At 73.6% G+C, this 19919-nt stretch carries 20 protein-coding genes; 10 read left to right on the forward strand and 10 right to left on the reverse strand.

Annotation, left to right across the window (positions count from 1 at the left end):
- Positions 1-40 precede the first annotated feature (40 nt).
- The 4 genes from DEI94_RS12860 to DEI94_RS12875 all read left to right on the forward strand — a co-directional run bounded on the left by DEI94_RS12860 (position 41) and on the right by DEI94_RS12875 (position 4818).
- Positions 41-1534 carry a glycosyltransferase family 87 protein gene (locus tag DEI94_RS12860; protein WP_146249443.1) on the forward strand — a complete coding sequence of 498 codons (1494 nt, stop codon included), beginning with the start codon at positions 41-43 and terminating at the stop codon, positions 1532-1534.
- Between the two features lie 57 nt (positions 1535-1591).
- Complete coding sequence (locus DEI94_RS12865) at positions 1592-3403, forward strand: GH25 family lysozyme (RefSeq protein WP_146249442.1); 1812 nt, start codon at positions 1592-1594, stop codon at positions 3401-3403.
- Positions 3404-3538: 135 nt separating this feature from the next.
- Positions 3539-4576 (forward strand): GTP 3',8-cyclase MoaA, encoded by a 1038-nt coding sequence (gene moaA, locus DEI94_RS12870; protein WP_111026355.1) that lies wholly within the window; start codon positions 3539-3541, stop codon positions 4574-4576.
- On the forward strand, positions 4573-4818 hold the full coding sequence (locus DEI94_RS12875; protein WP_111026354.1) for a MoaD/ThiS family protein: 246 nt from the start codon (positions 4573-4575) through the stop codon (positions 4816-4818). Before moaA ends, DEI94_RS12875 begins: the two co-directional genes overlap by 4 nt.
- On the opposite strand, the gene DEI94_RS12880 is transcribed toward DEI94_RS12875, so the two are convergent.
- Positions 4793-5218, reverse strand: a complete 426-nt coding sequence (locus DEI94_RS12880; RefSeq protein ID WP_111026353.1) for a MerR family transcriptional regulator — start codon at positions 5216-5218, stop codon at positions 4793-4795. The two genes, DEI94_RS12875 and DEI94_RS12880, sit on opposite strands and share 26 nt — an antisense overlap.
- Before the next feature lie 128 nt (positions 5219-5346).
- Here DEI94_RS12880 and DEI94_RS12885 point away from each other — a divergent pair, with 128 nt between their 5' ends.
- Positions 5347-6069 (forward strand): SDR family oxidoreductase, encoded by a 723-nt coding sequence (locus tag DEI94_RS12885; protein WP_111011192.1) that lies wholly within the window; start codon positions 5347-5349, stop codon positions 6067-6069.
- A gap of 54 nt (positions 6070-6123) precedes the next feature.
- Here DEI94_RS12885 and DEI94_RS12890 read toward each other — a convergent pair whose 3' ends face one another.
- The 6 genes from DEI94_RS12890 to DEI94_RS12915 are packed head-to-tail and all read right to left on the reverse strand — an operon-like array spanning position 6124 to position 11257.
- Positions 6124-7203 carry an ABC transporter ATP-binding protein gene (locus DEI94_RS12890; protein ID WP_111026352.1) on the reverse strand — a complete coding sequence of 360 codons (1080 nt, stop codon included), beginning with the start codon at positions 7201-7203 and terminating at the stop codon, positions 6124-6126.
- Positions 7200-8018, reverse strand: coding sequence for an ABC transporter permease (locus tag DEI94_RS12895; RefSeq protein WP_258372311.1), 819 nt, complete (start codon positions 8016-8018; stop codon positions 7200-7202). Before DEI94_RS12895 ends, DEI94_RS12890 begins: the two co-directional genes overlap by 4 nt.
- Entirely contained in the window at positions 8015-8833 is an 819-nt protein-coding gene (modA, locus tag DEI94_RS12900) for a molybdate ABC transporter substrate-binding protein (RefSeq protein ID WP_111026351.1), read from the reverse strand. The genes DEI94_RS12895 and modA overlap by 4 nt, the downstream gene beginning before the upstream one ends.
- The gene (locus DEI94_RS12905) at positions 8830-9270 is read right to left on the reverse strand and encodes a TOBE domain-containing protein (RefSeq protein WP_111026350.1); all 441 of its coding nucleotides are present in this window, start codon (positions 9268-9270) and stop codon (positions 8830-8832) included. Before DEI94_RS12905 ends, modA begins: the two co-directional genes overlap by 4 nt.
- Positions 9271-9329: 59 nt before the next feature.
- Positions 9330-10601: a sensor histidine kinase gene (locus tag DEI94_RS12910; RefSeq protein WP_111026349.1), complete on the reverse strand. Its 1272-nt coding sequence runs from the start codon at positions 10599-10601 to the stop codon at positions 9330-9332.
- Positions 10598-11257, reverse strand: coding sequence for a winged helix-turn-helix domain-containing protein (locus DEI94_RS12915; RefSeq protein ID WP_111026422.1), 660 nt, complete (start codon positions 11255-11257; stop codon positions 10598-10600). The genes DEI94_RS12910 and DEI94_RS12915 overlap by 4 nt, the downstream gene beginning before the upstream one ends.
- 115 nt (positions 11258-11372) lie before the next feature.
- Here DEI94_RS12915 and DEI94_RS12920 point away from each other — a divergent pair, with 115 nt between their 5' ends.
- Positions 11373-12122 (forward strand): DUF4232 domain-containing protein, encoded by a 750-nt coding sequence (locus DEI94_RS12920; protein ID WP_111026348.1) that lies wholly within the window; start codon positions 11373-11375, stop codon positions 12120-12122.
- Positions 12123-12137: 15 nt separating this feature from the next.
- Here the strand turns inward: DEI94_RS12920 and DEI94_RS12925 are convergent, their stop codons facing one another.
- Complete coding sequence (locus tag DEI94_RS12925) at positions 12138-13235, reverse strand: HesA/MoeB/ThiF family protein (RefSeq protein WP_111026347.1); 1098 nt, start codon at positions 13233-13235, stop codon at positions 12138-12140.
- 104 nt (positions 13236-13339) lie between these two features.
- On the opposite strand from DEI94_RS12925, the gene DEI94_RS12930 reads away from it, so the two are divergent.
- The 4 genes from DEI94_RS12930 to DEI94_RS12945 all read left to right on the forward strand — a co-directional run bounded on the left by DEI94_RS12930 (position 13340) and on the right by DEI94_RS12945 (position 17768).
- Positions 13340-15001: a glycosyltransferase family 39 protein gene (locus tag DEI94_RS12930; protein ID WP_111026346.1), complete on the forward strand. Its 1662-nt coding sequence runs from the start codon at positions 13340-13342 to the stop codon at positions 14999-15001.
- A gap of 208 nt (positions 15002-15209) precedes the next feature.
- Positions 15210-15857 carry a COG1361 family protein gene (locus DEI94_RS12935; protein ID WP_111026345.1) on the forward strand — a complete coding sequence of 216 codons (648 nt, stop codon included), beginning with the start codon at positions 15210-15212 and terminating at the stop codon, positions 15855-15857.
- 70 nt (positions 15858-15927) lie between these two features.
- A complete protein-coding gene (locus DEI94_RS12940) occupies positions 15928-16887 on the forward strand; it encodes a S26 family signal peptidase (RefSeq protein ID WP_146249441.1) in 960 nt (319 codons plus the stop codon).
- Complete coding sequence (locus DEI94_RS12945) at positions 16884-17768, forward strand: LamG domain-containing protein (protein ID WP_111026343.1); 885 nt, start codon at positions 16884-16886, stop codon at positions 17766-17768. The genes DEI94_RS12940 and DEI94_RS12945 overlap by 4 nt, the downstream gene beginning before the upstream one ends.
- Positions 17769-17869: 101 nt before the next feature.
- Here DEI94_RS12945 and DEI94_RS12950 read toward each other — a convergent pair whose 3' ends face one another.
- Both DEI94_RS12950 and DEI94_RS12955 read right to left on the reverse strand, forming a co-directional pair.
- A complete protein-coding gene (locus DEI94_RS12950) occupies positions 17870-18805 on the reverse strand; it encodes a 4-(cytidine 5'-diphospho)-2-C-methyl-D-erythritol kinase (protein ID WP_111011181.1) in 936 nt (311 codons plus the stop codon).
- A gap of 78 nt (positions 18806-18883) precedes the next feature.
- On the reverse strand, positions 18884-19918 hold the full coding sequence (locus DEI94_RS12955) for an LLM class flavin-dependent oxidoreductase (protein WP_111011180.1): 1035 nt from the start codon (positions 19916-19918) through the stop codon (positions 18884-18886).
- Between the last annotated feature and the right edge of the window lies 1 nt (position 19919).

The raw sequence follows: 19919 nt of genomic DNA on the forward strand, positions 1-19919 counted from the left end.
CGGATGTGATGCCGACGGGTGCCACTACGCTCGTCGGACCATGCCCCGAGCCCCGCGCCGCACGAGCACTGAGCGTCCCACCCGCCTCGGCGCCGTGCTCGCCACGCTCCCGGCCGCGGTCACCGTGCTCGTGCTCGCGGGCGTCATCGCCTGGGGCATCACGCATCTGGGGTTCCTCCGTCCGGGTCATCGCACTCCATTCGTCACGTGGACCTGCATCGCTTGGGCGGTCTTCGTGCTGGGTGTCCTGCTGCTCCGCGCGGTGCCGCGGCGCGCGGTGGCGGCGGTCGTCCTGGGCGGCGCCGTGGTCGTCGGGGTCGCGGCGTTGGCCGGGCCGCCGGACACGAGCTCGGACAGCGCGCGGTACGCGTGGGACGGCATCGTGCAGCTGCACGGTCTGTCGCCCTACGCGCACACGCCGTCGTCCCACGTGCTCGCGGGCATCCGGCCGGACTGGCTCTTCGGGCACCCGACCCCGCACGTGGTGCAGAGCCCGACCGGCCCCACGTACTGCCCGGGGGACCGCATCCAGACCGCCCACGACACCGCCACGGACGCGCGCCTCTGCACGCCGATCAACCGGCCCTCGGTACCGACGATCTACCCGCCCATGGCCGAGCTCTGGTTCGCCCTGGTCCGCAGCCTGGTGCCCGTGACGGCGACGTACTGGCCGATGCAGGTCGCGGGCCTCGCCGTGTCGCTCGGGGTCACCGTCGGCCTGCTCCTCGTGCTGCGGCGCGCCCGCGCCGACCTCCGCTGGGCGGCCCTGTGGGCGTGGTGCCCGCTGGTCGCGTCCGAGGCGGTGACGAACTCGCACGTCGACGTCCTCGGTGCCGCGCTCGTCACGGTCGGCGCGGTGCTCGTCGCGTTCGGCCGTCCGGTGTGGGGCGGGATCGCGCTCGGTGCGGCGACGAGCACGAAGCTCATCCCCGCGATCGCGTACCCGGCCCTCCTCCGACGCCGCCGCTCGTGGTGGGCACTGCTCGTCGCGGTCGCGGTGTTCGCGGTGCTGTACGTGCCGTACGTGGCGACCACGGGCCTCCGCGTGCTCGGCTACCTGCCCGGGTACCTGTCCGAGGAGGGCTACGACGACGGCTCCCGGTTCGCCCTCGTGTCGCTGGTCGCCCACGGGAACGCGGCGATCGTCGTCGTCGGCGTGGTCGTGCTCCTGACAGCGGTCGTCGCCTGGCGCGTCGCCGATCCCGCCCGGCCGTGGAGCGGCGAGGTGCTCGTGATCGGGGTGACCCTGCTCGCCGTGAGCCCCCGCTACCCCTGGTATGCGCTGCTCCTCGTGCCGTTCGTCGTGCTGTCCGGGCGGTGGGAGTGGCTCGCGGTCGGACTCGCGATCACGGTCCGGCAACTGCACCCGTCGGTCGACACGTTCCGGTGGACCCTCGCGGCGGCGGCGGCGCTCGTGCTCGTCGGAACGCTGGTGCGGACACCGCGTTCGGACTGGGTACGCTGGCGCGCCCGCTTGTCCCCCGAACGCCACGCCCCCGTTCCGGGGGGTTCGGATCCGGACCGGCTCGTTTAGGCTCATCCGGACCGTTGGGGCGGCAGAGGGAACCGCCCATGATCAGGGAGTTCCGACTTGCGACCCAGCAAATTCTCAGGGGTGGTCGCTGCCGCGGCAGCCTGCACGGCCGTCGTCCTCGGCGGCCCGCTGCTGACCGTCACCAGTGCGGCGGCAGCCACCAGCACGGCCACCACGAGCACCAGCGCCACCACCACGACCACCACCGTGGGCACGGCGGCGGCGCCGTCCGCCTCCGCGACGGCCGCCGTGCCGGCGACGCCGTCCGCGAGCGCGTCGGCGTCGCCGAGCGCCGCCGCGACCGCCGCGGCGACCGCCGGCGCCACCGCCTCCGCCAGCGCCACGGCGCCCGCGAGCGCCGACGGGTCGGCCACGGGTGAGGGCGACCCGTCGCTCGCCGAGATGAACGCCGCGGGCAACCACACGATGGGCTCGACGATCGCAGCGAACACCGGCGCGAACGTGTCCGGCGGCCTCATGCACGCGAACGCAGCGAACTCGTCGGCGGTCCCGGGCACCGACGGGTTCGACATCAGCGCGTGGCAGACGAACAGCAGCATCAACTGGTCGTCCGCCTACAACAAGGGTGCGCGGTTCGTGTACATCAAGGCGTCCGAGTCGACCTCCTACACGAGCAGCCAGTTCGCGTCGCAGTGGACCAGCGCCACGAACGCCGGACTCATCCGCGGGGCGTACCACTTCGCGGTTCCGAACAAGTCGAGCGGCGCGACGCAGGCCACCTACTTCGCGGCGCACGGCGGCGGCTGGAGCGCGGACGGCCGGACGTTGCCCCCGCTGCTCGACATCGAGTACGACCCGTACACCGGCACCGACGGCACGAACACCTGCTACGGCCTGAGCGCCTCGGCGATGGTGTCGTGGATCCGGGACTTCTCGAACACGATCAAGGCGAAGACCGGCGTCCTGCCGGCGATCTACTCGACCACCGACTGGTGGAAGACGTGCACGGGCAACAGCGCGGCGTTCAGCGGCAGCCCGCTGTTCATCGCCCGCTACCCGAGCAGCCTGTCGTCCGGGGCGGGGACGCTCCCCGCGAGCTGGACGAAGTACGCCATGTGGCAGTACGCCGACGCCGGCGTGTTCGCGGGCGACCAGGACGTCTACAACGGCACGCTCGCCCAGCTGCGGCAGTTCGCGTCGGGTGGCGGTGGGTCCGCTCCGGCGATCCCGGCCGTGACCACGGTCGGCAGCTCCCTCAGCGCGGGTGCGCAGCTGAACGGCGGGCAGGGCATCACGTCGGCGAACAAGCAGTACACGCTGAGCATGCAGGCCGACGGCAACCTCGTCGTCTACGGCATGAACCGCGCCCTGTGGTCCAGCCGCACGAGCGGCAAGCCCGGCGCCTACCTGAAGATGCAGGCCGACGGCAACCTCGTCGTGTACCTGGGGAGCAAGGCGATCTGGGAGAGCCACACCTCGAACAAGCCGGCGAACAAGCTCACCATGGAGGACAACGGGGACCTGCGGCTCGAGAATGGCAGCACGCTGTACTGGCACACGAACCGTCCGGGTGCCGACACGATGACGCCGACCTCGACGCTCACCGCCGGCCAGTACCTGCTGTCCCAGAACGGCAAGAAGCAGTTCATCGTGCAGGCGGACGGCAACGTCGTGGTCTACAGCAGCGGCAAGGCGACCTGGGCGTCCCAGACGTCGAAGAAGGGCGGCACCACGCTGACCCTCCAGGCCGACCAGAACACGGTGCTCTACAACAGCGCCGGGTCCGCGCTGTGGTCGACGAAGTCGAGCAAGTCCGGCGCGACGCGACTGGTGATGCAGGACGACGGCAACCTCGTGCTCTACAAGGGCACGAAGGCGGTCTGGGAGTCCCACACATCCGGACGCTGACACGCTGACCCGCTCCGACCCACCTGGTCGGGCGGTCGCCCAGGAGGCCCGGCCCCGCGCACGCAGCGCAGGGCCGGGCCTCCTGGCCGTCGCGGCTGGGACAGCGCCGCCGGGACCGCGACGTAGGCTGACGTCATGGTCATGCTGGGGATGCCGCACACCGGTCTCGTCGACCGCTTCGGTCGGCGTGCGATCGACCTGCGGGTGTCGCTGACCGAGCGGTGCAACCTGCGGTGCACGTACTGCATGCCGGCCGCGGGCCTCCCGGTCTCGCCGAGCGACGCGATCATGACGGCGGCGGAGATCGCCCGGCTCGTCGGCCTCGGGGCCACACGACTCGGCGTGCGCAAGGTGCGGTTCACGGGCGGCGAGCCCCTGCTCCGGGCGGACCTCGTCGACGTGGTCGCTCGATGCGCGGCGCTGCCCGACCGTCCCGAGCTGTCCCTGACGACGAACGCGATCGGCTTGGCCTCACGCGCCCAGGCCCTCGCCGACGCCGGCCTCGACCGCATCAACGTCTCGCTCGACACGATCGACCCCGAGACCTTCACGACGGTGACCCGGCGGCCGTTCCTCGCGCGGGTGCTCGAGGGCATCGCCGCCGCGGACGCCGCCGGGCTGCGGATGAAGGTGAACGCGGTGCTCCTCCGCGGGGTGAACGACACCCACGCCGCCGACCTGCTCGCCTGGTGTCTGGAGCGCGGGTACGAACTCCGGTTCATCGAACAGATGCCCCTCGACGCTGGGCACACGTGGGACCGCGCCGAGATGGTCACCGCCGCCGAGGTCCGGGAGCTCCTCGCCGAGCACGTCGTCCTGACGCCGCACGCCGCACCGCGGGACGGTGCGCCGGCCGAGCGCTACGACGTCGCGGAGCGCAGCGCGGCGGGCAGCGCCGGACGGCACCTCGGCACGGTGGGGATCATCGCCAGCGTGACGGAGTCGTTCTGCGCCGACTGCACCCGGACGCGGTTGACGGCCGACGGCAAGGTCCGGAGCTGCCTGTTCTCGGACGAGGAGACCGACGTCCTCACCGCGATGCGTGCAGGCGCCGACGACGACGAGGTCGTCGCCATCTGGCAGCGGGCGATGTGGGCCAAGCCGCGGGACCACGGCGTCGACCGCGCGGACTTCGTGCAGCCGGCCCGCTCGATGAGTGCGATCGGCGGATGAGCGTGACGCGCATCCGGTTCTTCGCGGCGGCACGCGCGGCGGTCGGGCGCGACGCGTTCGACGTCGACGCCCGCACCCTCGGTGCCGCGCTCGACGCAATCCCGGTCGAGGACGCCGAGCGCTGGGCCGCCCTGCGGGGTCGCTGCTCCTACCTCGTCGACGGCATCTCGACGAAGGACGCCGCGACGCCCCTCGTCGGCGTGGGGCTCGTCGACGTCATGCCGCCGTTCGCCGGGGGCTGACGCTCTCGGACTCCTCGGACTCCTCGGACCGCTCACGGAGCGCGGGGCAGTGCTCGGGCGTCGGGTGGTACGCGATGTCGATCATCCGGTCGAGCGCGTCGCGCGCCGCGCCGAGGGACGCCATGGCCTCGGTGATCCGGTTGCGCTCCGACTCGAGCAGGGCGAACGCCTCGGGCGACGACGCCCCGCTGTCGACGCACGGCAGCAGCTGCAGCACCGTCCGGCTCGACAGCCCCGCGGCGAAGAACTGCTGGATCAGCTGCACCCGCTCGACGGCGGAGTCCGCGTAGACGCGCTGACCGCTCGCCGTGCGGATCGACGCGAGCAGCCCCTGCTCCTCGTAGTAGCGGAGCGCCCTCGGGCTGACCCCTGCTCGCCGTGCGACCTCGCCGATGCGCATCGGACGCCCCTTCCTCGGACACCGCTGGTGGGCGGGTGGCGGTCGCCACTTGCCCTTGACGTCGACGTCAACTCCTAGCGTAGCTCCGGCGGTGCCGATCGAGCCCGCCGCCAGATGGAGGAACCAGCATGGACATCACCGGACAGACCGCCCTCGTGACCGGAGCGAACCGCGGCATCGGCCGCCAGTTCGTCCTCGAACTGCTCGACCGCGGCGTGAGCACGGTCTACGCGACCGCACGACGCATCGAGGCGCTCGAGGTCGACGACCCGCGGGTCGTCCCCCTGCACCTCGACCTCACCGACCACGCCTCGGTCATCGCCGCCGCGGCCGCCGCCCGGGACGTGACGCTGCTCGTCAACAACGCGGGCATCTCGACCGGCGCGAGCCTGGTGACCGGCGACCTCGCCGAGATCCACCGCGAGATGGACACGCACTTCTGGGGCACCCTCGACGTCGTCCGTGCGTTCGCCCCGGTCCTGGCCGCGAACGGGGGCGGTGCGATCGTGAACGTCCTGTCCGCGCTGTCCTGGTTCGCGTTCGGCCCTGCCTCCGGTGCCTACGGCGCCGCGAAGGCCGCCGAGTGGAACATGACGAACGGCATCCGCCTCGAACTCGCCGACCAGGGCACGTTGGTGCAGGGCGTCCACCTCGGCGCCGCCGACACCGACATCATGTCCGGGTACGACGGCCCCATGATCGATCCGCGGGACGTGCCGCGGGCCTCCCTCGACGGACTCGCCGCCGGCTCGATCGAGGTCGTCGTCGACGACTGGAGCGCGATGGTGAAGGCGTCGCTCGCCGGCGACCCGGCGGTCTTCTACGCCCAGCTCGCGTCGATGGCCGGCTGACGTCAGGCGCGTGGCGGTGCCCGTGGTCGCCGGACGGGGCGACCCGTCCGACCGTCACCTCCCCGGCGACGACGGGAACACCGTGACCTCGTCGGCCGGGAGGCCCACGGTCACCTCCGCCCCGACCCGCACCGCGGACGCAGCGACGGCCGCCACGGTGGCGTCCACGACGAACTCCCCCGCGACCACGCGGACGAGCCCGTCGCGCGGCTCGATCCGATCGACGCGCCGGACGATGCCGGACGGCGGACCGGTCCGGACCTCACCGGGCCTCCCGAGCCGCGCGGCGGTGGGGTGGTAGACGGCGAGCGCCGCCGCTCCGGGTCCGGCGTCGACCGCGTCGGCGTGCAGGACCTCGCCGCCCGCGAGCCGGATCCCGCCGACCACGGCATGTCCGTGGACCGGGGTCAGGCCCGAGAACGCGGCGCCGAACGCGGAGGTCGGGCGTCGGAGCACCCGCTCGACGGGACCCCCCTCGACGACACGGCCGCGCTCGAGGACGACGACGCGGTCCGCGAGCGCCATCGCCTCGAGCGGGTCGTGCGTGACGAGCAGCACGGCCGTCCCGCCCGCCGCGCTCGCGTCTCCGCTCCGGACGACGGCGGCGAGCGCCTGGCGGACCTCGCGCTGCGCCTCCACGTCGAGCGCGGACGTCGGCTCGTCGAGCAGGAGCAGGCGGGGTGTGGTGGCGAGCGCGCGGGCCACCGCGACCCGCTGTGCCTGGCCGCCGGAGAGCGACGACGGCCAGCGGGTGGCGAGGTGTTCGGCCCCGACCGTCGTCAGTGCGGCGAGCGCGCGTCCGTGTGCGGCGCGTCGGCCGAGGCGGGTGGCTCGGGGCCCGTACGCGACGTTCTCGAGCACGGACCGGTGCGGGAACAGCACGGGGTCCTGCCCGACGAGCCCGACGCCGCGGCGGTGCACGGGGACCAGGGAGCGACGCCCGCGGACGACGGGCTGCCCGGCGATGAGGACCTCACCGGCGTCAGCGCGGACGAGTCCCGCGGCGACCCCGACGACCGTCGACTTGCCGGCGCCGTTCGGGCCGACGAGCGCGACGACCTCGCCGGGGGCGATCGTCAGGTCGACCACGACGTCCCGTGCCGTCACGCCGAACCGGAGGACCGTGGCGGTCACGCGATCGCCCGACGACCGAGCAGGGACGACGCTCCGATGACGACGATCGCCACGGCGACGAGCACGAGCGCCAGGGCGACCGCCGTGTCGGGGTCGATCTCGCGCTGCAGGTAGATCTCGAGCGGCAACGTGCGCGTCACACCCTGCAGGCTGCCCGCGAACGTGAGCGTGGCGCCGAACTCCCCGAGTGCCCGCGCGAAGCACAGGACGAGGCCGGACAGGATGCCCGGCACCGCCCGTGGCGCGGTGATCGTGACGAGCACCCGCGCGGGTCCGGCACCGAGCGTCGCGGCGACCGCCTCGGCCCGGCCGTCACCGGCCCGGAGCGCACCCTCGATCGCCGTGACGAGGAACGGCATCGCGACGAACGTCTGCGCGATGACGACCGCGATCGTGGTGAACGCGATCCGGACGCCGTGTGCGGCGAGGAACCCGCCGACGGGGCCGATGCGTCCGTACGCGGCGAGGAGCGCGAGTCCACCGACGACGGGTGGGAGCACGAGGGGCAGCAGGACGAACGCGCGGAGGACCCCGACCCACCGCGCGTCGGACCGGGCGAACAGCACGGCGAGCGGGAACCCGAGCAGGAACGCGGCGCCGGTCGCGGCGAGCGCGGTCCCGAGACTGAGTCCGAGCGCGGTCAGTGACGCCGACGTGGTGACGAGGTGGCCGAACGTCGACCAGTCGACGGCTCCGGTCATCGCGACGACGGGCACGAGGACGAACAGGCCGCCGACGACCGCCGGGACGGGCAGCCACCACGGCACGGCCGCACGCGGCCCGGACGCGGACCGCCCGGAGCCCCGGGCGGTCACGGCCCGCCGAAGCCCGCGCGCGCCAGGACCCGCTGCCCGGCGGCGGACCGCACGTAGGCCACGAACGACGCGGCGAGCGCCGGGTGCTCGGTGCCCTCGAGGACGCCGATCGGGTACGTGTTCACGGCCTTCGCGCTCGCGGTGAACGGGACGCCGTGCACCTTCGATCCGGCGGCCTCGACGTCCGTCGCGTACACGACACCCGCGTCGGCCTGGCCGGCCTCGACCTTGCCGAGCACGTCGGTGACCGACTGCTCCTCGCTCACCGGGTGGAGGGTGACGCCGGTGGCCGACTCCACCTTCGCGGTCGCCGCACCGCACGGCACCGGGGTGGCGCAGACGACGACCTGGAGGCCCGACCCGGCCAGGTCGGAGAACGTCGCGATCCGCTTCGGATTGCCCGGCGCGGTCGCGATCTCGAGCACGTTCGTCGCGAAGTCGTGCGTCGCGCCGTCGATCGACCCGCCGGTCCGCAGGGTCCCCATGGTCGCCTCGTCGGCGGAGGCGAACACGTCGGCGGGGGCGCCGGCCTGGATCTGACTGACGAGGTCGCTCGACCCGCCGAACGAGAACCGGACGTGGGTTCCCGGGTGTGCGGCCTCGTACCGCGCGCCGAGCGTCGTGAAGGTCTGCTGGAGCGACGCGGCCGCGTCCACCGTGAGCGTGCCGGTCGGGCTCGCGGCGGCCGAGGCACTCGCGGCGGGTGCGCTCGGTGCGGAGCCCCCGCTCGACGAACACCCGGCGAGGGCGACCGCACCGACGAGTGCCACGGCGGCGACCGCGGCGTGGCGGAGGTGGGACGACGGACGGGTCATGGGCGTTCCTCCCGGACGGCGCCGTCGACGGCGGATGCCGGCGCGGGGGCCTCGACGGCGACCATGGTGGCCTTGACGGACGCGACGGCGACGGAGCCGACCTCGAGGCCGAGGTCTCGTACCGCTTCGGCGCTCATGAGCGAGACGACGCGGTGCGGGCCGCACTGGAGCTCGACCTGCGCCATCACCCGGTCCGCGACGACGTCGGTGACGATCCCGACGAACCGGTTGCGCGCGGAGCTCTGCACACCCGACGCGGGGTCGGCGAGCGCCGTGCTGCGCTCCTTGGCGTACCGCGCGAGCTCACGGCCGTCGATGACCGCCCGGCCCGCGTCGTCGGTGGCACGGGTGAAGGTCCCGCCGTCGACGAGTCGCCGGACGGTGTCGTCGCTCACGCCGAGGTAGGTGGCGGCGTCGCGGATCCGCAGTTGCGTCATGGTGTTGCGATCCTAGACGCAGATGCCGCTCAGAGCCGACAGCGGGTGTTGCTCGATGGTCAGCGGGTGTCAGCGGTCGGGAACTCGAGGCGGACCACGAGACCGCCGCCCGGCCGCTCCTCGAACCGGAGTGCCGCGTGGTGCAGGTCGGCGACCCACCGGACGATGGACAGCCCGGTGCCGGTGCCGACCCCGGGTCCGCCGACGACACCGGGGTCGATGCCGTCGACCCGCCCGGCGAGGCGTTCCGGCACGCCGCTGCCCGAGTCGGCGACCGCGAAGCACCGGTCCCGCACGGTGATGCGCACCGGGCCGTCCGTGTGCCGGATCGCGTTCTCGACGAGGTTCCGGACGGCGTGTTCGACGAGGTCCGCGTTGCCCCGGACCACGGTCGGCACGGCATCCACGGACACCAGGGCACCACGGTCGAGTTCGTCGACCGTGACCTCGACGAGCTGGTCGAGTCGGAGCAGCCGCTGGTCGATCTCGCCACCGGACTCGGACCGCGCTCGCGCGAGCAGGCTGGTCACCACGCCGGTCATCCGCTCCAGCCGACCCTGGAGGTCCCGGAGCGCCTGGTCGGCGGTGTCCGGATGCCGGATGCCCGACTCCGCGATGAGGCCGAGCGTCGCGAGCGGCGTGCGCAGTTCGTGCGCGGCCTCGCGGAGGAACTGCTCCTGCCGTTCCACCTGCCGCACGGCGGGACGCATCGCGCGACCGGAGAGCACGTGCCCGGTGACGGTCCCCACGAGCACCAGCACGGCGACCGCGAGGACGAGCCCCAGCACGAGTGTCCGACGGCTGAACGGCGCCGCGGCCGGCGCACCCACCATCGTCATCGCGACGTCCGATGGGTCGAGTGGCCGCGCCACCCACCGCATCGCGACCCCGTTCCGCCCGGACACCGTCTGGAAGACCGACGCGTGCGCGCGCCGCATGCCGGCGTACATCGCGCTGATCACCGCCGAGGACGGCAGGGACGACTGCCGCGGCGAGGCGTACTGGATGCCCCGCGCGTCCACGAACCCCGCCGGCATCGTCCCGATCGCGGCGAAGCCGGCGCCCGACGCGGGCGTCGTCCCCGTCGCGAAGCTGAAGTACCGGCCGTCGTGCGTGACACCCTCGGACACCAGGCGGGCCTGGGTGCGGAGGCCGTCGTCGACCCGATGGCGCGCGGCGGCGTCCGTCGCGGCGAAGAACACCGCGAGCGCCACCATGCAGGCCGCGGTCGTCAGCGCGAAGAACAGGGTCATGCTCCAGCGGATCCGCTCGAGCCGCCGCCGGGCCGCCGGGCTCGGTCGGGACCCGATCGCGACCTCGCGCGTCCTCATGATCGGATCCGGTAGCCGACGCCGCGGACGGTCTCGATCAGGTCCGGCTCGCCGAGCCGCCGCCGGAGTTGCGCGATCACGACGTCCACGACGTTCGACAGGGGATCGCTGCGCTCGTCCCAGCACCCCTCGAACAGCGCGCTCCGGGACAGCACGGCGCCGTCGGCGGTGAGGAGCATCTCGAGGACCCCGAACTCCTTGGGCGTCAGACTCAGGAGGACGCCGTCGTGCGTGACCTCGTGCCGGGGCACGTCCATGACGACCGGACCGGCACGGAGGACGGGGACGCGGAGCGCCGCCCCGCGCCGGGTCAGGGCCCGCAGACGGACCTCGAGCTCGGCGAAGGCGAAGGGCTTGACGAGGTAGTCGTCCGCGCCCTCGTGGAACCCGTCGACGCGGTCCTCCACGGTGTCGCGGGCCGTCAGCACGAGCACGGGGACGGTGTCGCCCGCGCGCCGCAACGCGCGGAGGAACGTGAGCGAATCACCGTCGGGGACCGTGCGGTCGAGCACGAGGCCGTCGTACGACGTCACCGCGACGGCTTCGTCGGCGGCGGCGAGGTCGGTCACGTGGTCGGTCGCGAACCCGGCCCGCCGGAGTCCGTCGAGGATCCGGGCGGCCAGGTCGAGATCGTCCTCCAGCAGCAGCAACCGCACGTCCACGTCCCTCCGACTCCGAGCGACACCTTCGCAGGACCGAGATGAGGAAGTCGTGAGACCGGCCGGGGACGGTCTCATCTCGGCCTCACGGTCGGCGCGGCACAGTGGAGGCATGAACCGCTCCGATCCACGGCACCGCCTCCTGGTCGTCTCGACGACGGCCGCGCTCGTCGGGCTCACCCTGACGGGCTGCGCCGCCCCGCACTCCGACGCCGCGCCGCACCCCGCCGTCACCCGCACCGCCTCGGCGACGCAGACGACGGCGACACGGACGCCGAGCCGTCCGCCGGCCACCCCGAGCGCTGCGCCGTCCGCCGCGGGCGCCCCGTCCGCGCCCGCCGCGAACGCGGCATCGACCCCCGCACCGGGCGCGGGGGCCGCCGCGGGACCGGGAACGCGCTCCGGGATGTGCACGACAGCACAGTTGTCCGCACGACTCGGCGAACAGGGCGGGAACCCCCCGGGGAGCGGCGGCGGGATGTCCAAGGAGCAGCTCGCCATCATCCTGACGAACACGAGCCCCACGACCTGCACGCTGCAGGGCTGGCCCGGCGTGTCCTACGTGGGTGACGGCAACGGCACGCAGATCGGTCCCGCCGCGACCCCGGACCGGGACGTGCAACACCCCACGGTCACGCTCCAACCCGGCCGCGCCGCTCAGGCCTACATCATCATCGAGGTCGCTGCCGCCTTCGATCCGGCGACGTGCAAGCCCGTGCACATCGACGGTATCCGCGTCTACCCGCCGGGCAGCAGGACGGCGCTCTTCATCCGCGGCGGCAGTGGCGCCGGCGACGGCACGGCGTGCTCGGCGGGCGAGCTCAGGCAGACCATCGTCGAGGCGGTCATCCCCTACCCGTGAGCAGCACGCCCGCCACTACCCCCGACCGGGACGCTCGGCGGTCGGCCGCGCCTCGGCGAGCCATGCGGTCATGCCGCCGTCGAGCACGGTCACGGTCCGACCGTCGCCGTTCGCCGTGGCCCACGCGTCCGCGCGTGGGCCACGGGCGCAGTACACGACGACCTCGGCGCCGGCGGGCACGGCGTCCGGCCGCACCGCGCCGGGGACGACGCCCGTGGCCTCGAGCTCGGCGTCCGTGCGGACGTCCACGAGCACGAAGGCGTCGCGACCCTGCGTCCGCAGGGCGAGCCGGGCCTCCAAAGCGGCGGGCGCGATCCGACGGACCGGCTCCGACGGCAGGGTCGGGAGGGCCGGCGGACGTCGCGACGCCGGCCCACGACGCAGCGGACTCTCCACGGTGCACCACGTGCGCGCGTCGACCGTCACGACGCGGCCGAGCAGGGGGTCGCCGACGCCGGTGACGAGCGTGAACACCTGGCCTGCCATGACCGACCCGACCACCCCGCAGAGCGCGGGGACGACCCCGTCGAGCGCACACGAGCCGTCGTCGTCGAACGGGTCGGGGTGCAGGTCGTGGAAGTCGACTGCGGCACCGTCCGGAGCGGCGTCCCAGAACACGGACACCTGGCCGTCCGAACCGAGGGCACTGCCCCACACGAGCGGGACGCCGGCTGCGGCGCAGGCGTCGGACGCCGCCCGTGTCACGAGGACGCTGTCGGCGGCGTCCACCACGACGTCGTGTCCCGCGACGACGTCGGGGGTGAACGCGGCGACGACGGCGACCGCCTCGGTCTCGGGGTCGACGGCGCTCGCCCGCTCCGCCGCGACACGTGCCTTCGGTCGGCCGACGTCGGCGGCCGTGAACAGCGTCTGCCGCGCGAGGTTCGACGGGTCGACGACGTCCGGGTCCACGATCGTCAGGCGCGCGAGGCCGGCCCCCGCGAGCAGGGCGACGACGGGCGACCCCAGGCCTCCGGCACCGATGACGAGCACGCGCGCGGCGGCGAGGCGACGGATGCCCTCGTCCCCGACCCCGGGCAGCGGCGAGGTCCGCGAGCCGAGACGCCGACGGGCGGCGGAGGCGGTCGGAGCCGGTTCGACGATCGGACGCATCCCGTCATTATGTGTGTCGCACCGAAGACACGAGTGTGAACTCTCAGCGGCGACCGCGCGAACACCCGGGCGCGCTGCCAGTGGGGCTGGGTAGCGTCCGGGCGGTGCGTTCTCCGCAGACCGGTGCCATCAGCATCCGGCGGCCGACCCGGGTCCCGTCCCTCCGGCGGTCCGTCCGGGGGCTGTCCGGCACGCTGTCGATCGCCTCGGCCCGCTCGCCGGAGCTCACGATCGCGGCGCTCGGCGTGCTGCTCGCCGCGGCCTTCGCCTGGGTGCCGTCCCTCTGGTACGACGAGGGCGCCACCGTCACGAGCGCGACCCGGACCTGGGGGCAGCTCTGGAGCGAACTGCACCACGTCGACGCCGTGCACGGGCTCTACTACGCCTGCATGCACGTCTGGTTCCGCCTCGTCGGCTCCACCCCGTTCACGCTGCGGTTCCCGAGCGCGCTCGCCGTCGGGCTCGCCGCCGGGCTCGTCGTCGCGCTCGGCCGTCGGATCGCCGGTCGCCGGGTCGGCGTCGTCGCGGGCGTCGTGTTCCTGCTCCTCCCCCGCGTCGCCTGGGCCGGCGTCGAGGGCCGCCCCTACGCGACCATCACCGCGCTGTCGGTGGGCCTGACACTCGTCGGCCTCACCGCGGTGCGACGCACGCGGCACGGTACCGGACGGCGGTGGTGGGTCGCGTACGGGGTCCTCGCCGCGGTCGCGGTGGTGTTCAACGTCTACCTGTCGCTCGTCGTCGTCGCCCACGCCGTGGCGCTCGCGTGGACGCGCCTCGCCGACCTCCGAGCCGGCCGCGCCGCACCCATGACGCATCGCGCTTCCGCCCCGGTGCCGATCGTGCCGCGGCACATCCTCGGCGCGTGGGCGATCGCCGCGGGCTGCGCAGCCGTCACCGTCGTGCCGTTCGTGGCCGTCGCCACGGGCCAGTCGGAGCAGGTGAGCTGGATCGCCGGGATCGGGCCGGGCACCGTGCGCCAGGTGTCGACGACGGCGTGGTTCCCCGGGTCGGTCCCGTTCGCGACCGCCGCCTGGGTCGCGATGGCGGCCGGCGTCGTCCTCGGCCTGCGTGGCGCGCGACGTCGCGCCACCGCCCGGACCGCCCGGGAGGCCCTGCGCGCCCAGGCGGTCCGGGTCACCCTGCCCGTCGTCGTCGTCCCGACGGCACTCCTCGTCGGCGCGACGACCCTCGGGGAGCACCTGTACTCGCCGAAGTACGCCACGCTGAGCCTGCCGTTCGTCGCGGTGCTCATCGCCCTCGGCCTGACGTCGATCCGCCCGCGGGTCCCCGCCCTCGTCGCGGTCGGTCTGCTCGTCGCGCTGGCCGTGCCCGCCGCGGTCGCCGTGAAGACCCCGTACGCCAAGCAGGACTCGCACTGGGCGCAGGCCGCCGCGATCGTGAGCCGGCAGCGCTCGTTCGCTCCCGATGCGGACGAGGGTGTCGTCTACGGCAGCGTGTGGCACCACCCGACGACGACGACGCAGATCATCCGCGACGCCTACCCGCGGGCCTTCGCCGGGATGACCGACCTGGCCGCGGTCACGAGCGGCCCCGCCACCGGTCGGCTCTGGGACACGAACGGGGACGTCGCCACGACGGTGCCCCGCCGTCTCGGCGACATCGACACGGTGTGGTTCCTCGGGGCGCCGTCCCGCGACGTCCGCCCGGCGCTCACCGCGACACTCGAACGTCATGGGTTCCACGTCGCCGGCACGTGGCGCACCGGCACCGTCATCGTGTCCGAGTACAAGCGCACCGGGCACTGATCCGGCGGCAAACCTCCTGGTCGGTATCGTTCGGGGTACAACCGCGTCCCCCGCATTGGGGGCCTCAGAGTTCTCGAGAACCGCTCAGACTGATGGGGCCGCACGGTGTCGTCGTCCGGGCGTCGTTCCGCAGCCCGATCCTGCGTCCGACGATCCACTCCGACGGGGTACACCGCGAGCGACCCGATCCGACCCGAGGAGCCCGCCGTTGTCCCACGTCCTGCCCACCAGCCCGAAACGCGTCCGGTTCACGTGGTTCGCGATCGGCACCGGGGTGCTCGCCGCCGTGCTGCTCTCGTTCTCGATGTCCGGGACCCTGTCGGGGTTCGTCGCGTCGATCACGAACAGCGGTGACACGGCCGTCACCGGCACCCTCGTGATGCAGGAGTCCACGACCGGCGCGAACGCGGCGACGTGCACCTCGACCGACGGCGGCTCCGTCTCGACGAACACCGCGACCTGCACGTCGATCGACCAGTTCGGCGGGGCCGCCATGGTGCCCGGCGACACCGTCACCACGGCGATGACGATCAAGAACACCGGATCGGCCGCCGCCCGGACGTTCACCCTCACCCCGGGCTCCTGCGGGCAGCTCGCGAACGGCTCCGTCAACGGCACGGCGAACGACCTGTGCTCGCAGATGACGGTGGTCGTCAAGAACACGACCGCGAACACCACGGTGTTCTCGGGCACCCTCGCCGCCCTCGGCAGCACGACCACGCCGTTCTCGCTCCCCGCCGTCCCGGGCGGTTCGTCCACGGCCTTCAGCTTCGCCGTCTCGCTGCCGAGCACCCTCGGGAACAGCTACCAGGGCCTCCAGGCCACGGTCCCGCTGACCTGGTCGTACGCCAGCTAGCCCCCACCCCGTCCGACGCGGCGGGTCCCGCTGCCGGACCCGCCCCTCCCGATCCGTGGAGGCGACCGCCATGACCGCGACGCACGTCCGCGCCGTCCGGCCGGCCGACGGCGTCCGGGCGGTGCGCGGCAGCAGGGCCGTCCACGGCCTCCGGGCCATCACTCGCCGTCGTCGTCGGACCGGACGGCGAGCGCTCACCGGCGTCCTGCTCGCGATCATCGCTGTCGTGGTCGTCGCAGCGACGGCGTTCCACGCCACCGGCGGTCGGTGGTTCGTCGTCGAGACGCCGTCCATGGGCACGGCCGCGCCCGTCGGCACGCTCGTCCTCACCGTCCCCGCCGCCGCGACCGACCTGCGCGTCGGCGACGTCGTCACGTTCCACCCGCCGACCGCCGCCGCCGAGACGTACACGCACCGGATCGCCGCGATCGACGACGGACGGATCACGACCCGCGGTGACGCGAACGGCGCCGTCGACCCCTGGCGTCTCCGCGCCGCCGACGTGGTCGGGGTGGTCCGGACGATCCTGCCCGGGGTCGGATGGCTCGTCCGTGCACTGCCCCTGCTGATCGTCGGTCTCGTGGCGCTCTGGCTCGTGACGAGCCGCGTCCGTCGGCCGACGCACCGCTCCGCTGCCCGCGTCCTCGGGGTGTCCGTCCTGCTCTCCGGCGTCGCGTTCGTCCTCCGCCCCTTCGTCGGGACCACGGTGCTCCAGACCGCGACCGTGTCGGGCGGCACGGAGGCGACCGTCGTGTCCACCGGGATGCTGCCCGTCAAGGTCGCCGCCCCGACCGGCGCGCACGTCGACCTCGTCGCCGGCGAGGTCGGGCGCCTCACCGTGCCGGCGCACGGCATCGCGACACCGCACGCGGTCCACCACCTGACGACCGCGCTGCACCTGCCGCCCTGGGGATGGGTGGTCGCGGTGGGCCTGTGCGCGGTGCCGCTGCTCTGGACACTCGTGGTGGGCCTCCCGGGCGACGAAGCGGGCCCGCGCCGCCACCGCCGGACCCGAGGACTCCACGCATGACCCCCCGGCACCGCGAGCGACCCCGACGGCGGTGGCCCCTCGTCGGGGTGGCGCTCGCCGCCGCGGCCGCCGTCGGTGTCGCGGCGCCCGGGACGACCTCGGGGTGGACCGCGGCGATCACGGACCCCGCGGACACCGCGAGGACGGCGCCGTACTTCCACTGTCCGGACGCGCTCACCGTCGACGCCGGCTCGGCGCTGTTCCAGTACCCGCTGACCGAGGACGCCGGCTCGACCACCGCCCGGGACGTGTCCGGACACGGGAACGACGGCACGTACCAGGGCAGTATGACCACGAGCACCGAGACGCCCATCGCCTGCCCGAGGGACGGTGGCAGCGCGTACGTGCTCGACGGGTCCACGAGCTACGTGTCGATGCCGACGAAGACGGCGCCACCGGCCACCTACAGCGAGGAGGTGTGGTTCCGCACGGCCACGGCAGCCGGCCGGTTGATCGGGTTCGGCACCGCCCGGACCGGCACGTCCGGACTGGAGGACCGGGCCGTCTACGTGAACACCGACGGCGGGGTCACCTTCGCCACCTACAGCAGCAGGAACCAGATCGTGACCAGTGCAGCGGGGGTCGACTACGCGGACGGGGCCTGGCACCAGGTGGTCGCGACGCAGAGTCCGAGCACCGGCATGGCGCTCTACCTCGACGGGACGCTCGTCGCCAGCAACAGTGCGTACACCGGAGCCGAGGACGACGGAGGCGGGTACTGGCGGATCGGCTACGACAGCCTGTCCGGGAGCTGGGTGGGTTCCGGCTCCGCCTGGTACGTGAACGGTGCCATGCGGTACGCGGCGGTGTACACCACGGTGCTCACCGCGCAGCAGGTCGCGACCCACTACGCCGCGGGCAAGTTGGTGACCGGGAACTGAGGCGCGGGGGGCTCGGGCTCGGGCTGGCTCGGGCTCGGGCTCGGGCTGGCTCGGGCTCGGGCTCGGGCTGGCTCGGGCTCGGGCTCGGGCTCGGGCTCGGGCTACCGCGGTACGACGCGCGCGCCGTGCACCGGACCCGTGGCCCGCACCACGGTCAGCCCGGCGGCACTCAACTCGACCTGCAGGTCGAGCGCGGCGTCGGAGTCCGCGGCCAGGAACGCGACGGTCGGGCCGCTCCCGGACACGATGCCCGCGAGAGCGCCGGCGCGCTCACCGAGTTCGAGCGTGCGCGCGAGCGTGGGTTGCAGCCGCATCGCCGGAGCCTGCAGGTCGTTGTGGAGGCAGTCGGCCAGCAGCTCGGCGTCGCCCGCCCGGAGCGCCTGCAGCACGTTCGCCTCGACGACGGGGGCGTCCCGGACGGGCGTGATGTCGGCGCGGTAGCGGTCGCGATGCTCGTCGAGGGCGGTGTACACCGCGGGCGTCGAGAGTCCCTCGTCCGAGAGCACGAGCACCCAGTGGAACTGACCCGACGCCAGGGCCGGGCTGAGCTCGTCGCCCCGCCCGGTGCCGATCGCGGTGCCGCCGGAGAACGCGAACGGCACGTCCGCGCCGAGCCCGGCCGCGAGCCGCAGGAGTTCGTCGCGACCGAGCGACGTGCCCCACAGGGTGTCGACCGCCAGGAGCGTCGCCGCCGCGTCCGCGGAACCGCCGCCCATGCCCCCGGCGACGGGCACCTGCTTCTCGATCGTCAGGTGCACCCCGCCGCGGTAGCCCGCGCGCTCCGCCACGAGCCGGGCGGCCCGCAGTGCCAGGTTCGTCTCGTCCACCGGGACCGCCGACGTGTCGATGGGGCCGGTGAACCGCACGGTGAAGTCGTCGGCCGCCTCGGCGACGACGTCCTCGTACAACGACACGGCCTGGTACGCCGTCGCGACGTCGTGGTACCCGTCCGGCAGCAGCGTGCCGACAGCCAGGTAGACGTTGATCTTGCCCGGCGCGCGCGTCCGCACCCGGGTCGGTGCGGCGAGCGACGTCATGGACCCAACCTATATCGGTCGCGATGGCCACCGCGCGACCCCGAGGGGCACCGCGGTGGCACGGCGCGGTCGTGCCCCTCAGCCCGCGGTGGTGCCGGCCACGAGCGGGATGACCTGCTCGCCGAACCGCTCCATCTCCTCGAGCTGTGGCGAGAACTGCAGCAGGAGCGTGTCGACGCCGGCGTCCTGGAACGCCCGGATCCGCTCGGCGACCTGCTCGGGCGTCCCGACGAACCCCGGCCGCAGGCCACGGTTCGACACGGAGTAGTCCTCCAGGCTCGGCACACGCTCGAGCTGCGACTTCGAGATGAAGTCCTGGTACGACTCGTACGCGGCCCCGTGCTGCACGTCGGTGATGCGGGCGAGCTCGGCCTGCGCCTCCGCCTCGGTGTCACGGACGATCGCGTAGGCGGCCATGCCGAACGCCTCGAACGGCGGCAGTCCGGCGTCGACCCGCCGCTGCTTCATCTCGTCGATCTTCGTGCGCAGCTCGTCGACCGTGCCGCCGTGCGTGACGTAGGCGTCGGCGTAGCGCGTGATGCTCGCCTTGCCGGCCTCGGACTCACCGCCGGCGTAGATGCGCGGCTGCACGCGGGGCTTCGGCTCGAGGTGCGCGTTCTCGATGTCGTAGTACTCCCCGTGGAACGAGTACGGCGTCTCCGTCCACATGCCCTTCATGATCTCGACGAACTCGGCGGTGCGGCGGTACCGGTCGTCGTGCTCCGAGAAGATCCCGCCGTACTGCTTGGCCTCCTCGGCCCACCAGGCGCTCACGACGTTGAACGTGAACCGACCGTTCGAGATGTCGTCGATCGTCGCGGCCTGCTTCGCTGTGACGGCGGGCAGGTGGTAGCCCGGGCGCATGGCCGCCATGATCTCGAGGCGGTCGGTCGTCGCCGCGATCGCCGCCGCGAGCGCCCATGCCTCGAGGCTCGGCGCGGCCGTGCCCTTGATGTCGTTGAGGTTGAGCTCGGGGACGAGCGTCAGGTCGAAGCCGATCTGCTCGGCCCGCTGGGCGAGGCGCTTGACGTAGTCGAACGTGACGGGCATCTGCTCGTCCTCGACGTTGCGGAGCCAGCCGCCGAACAGCGGGGTCCAGTATCCGAATCGCACG

The organism is Curtobacterium sp. MCBD17_040, assembly GCF_003234805.2.
Lineage (GTDB): Bacteria > Actinomycetota > Actinomycetes > Actinomycetales > Microbacteriaceae > Curtobacterium.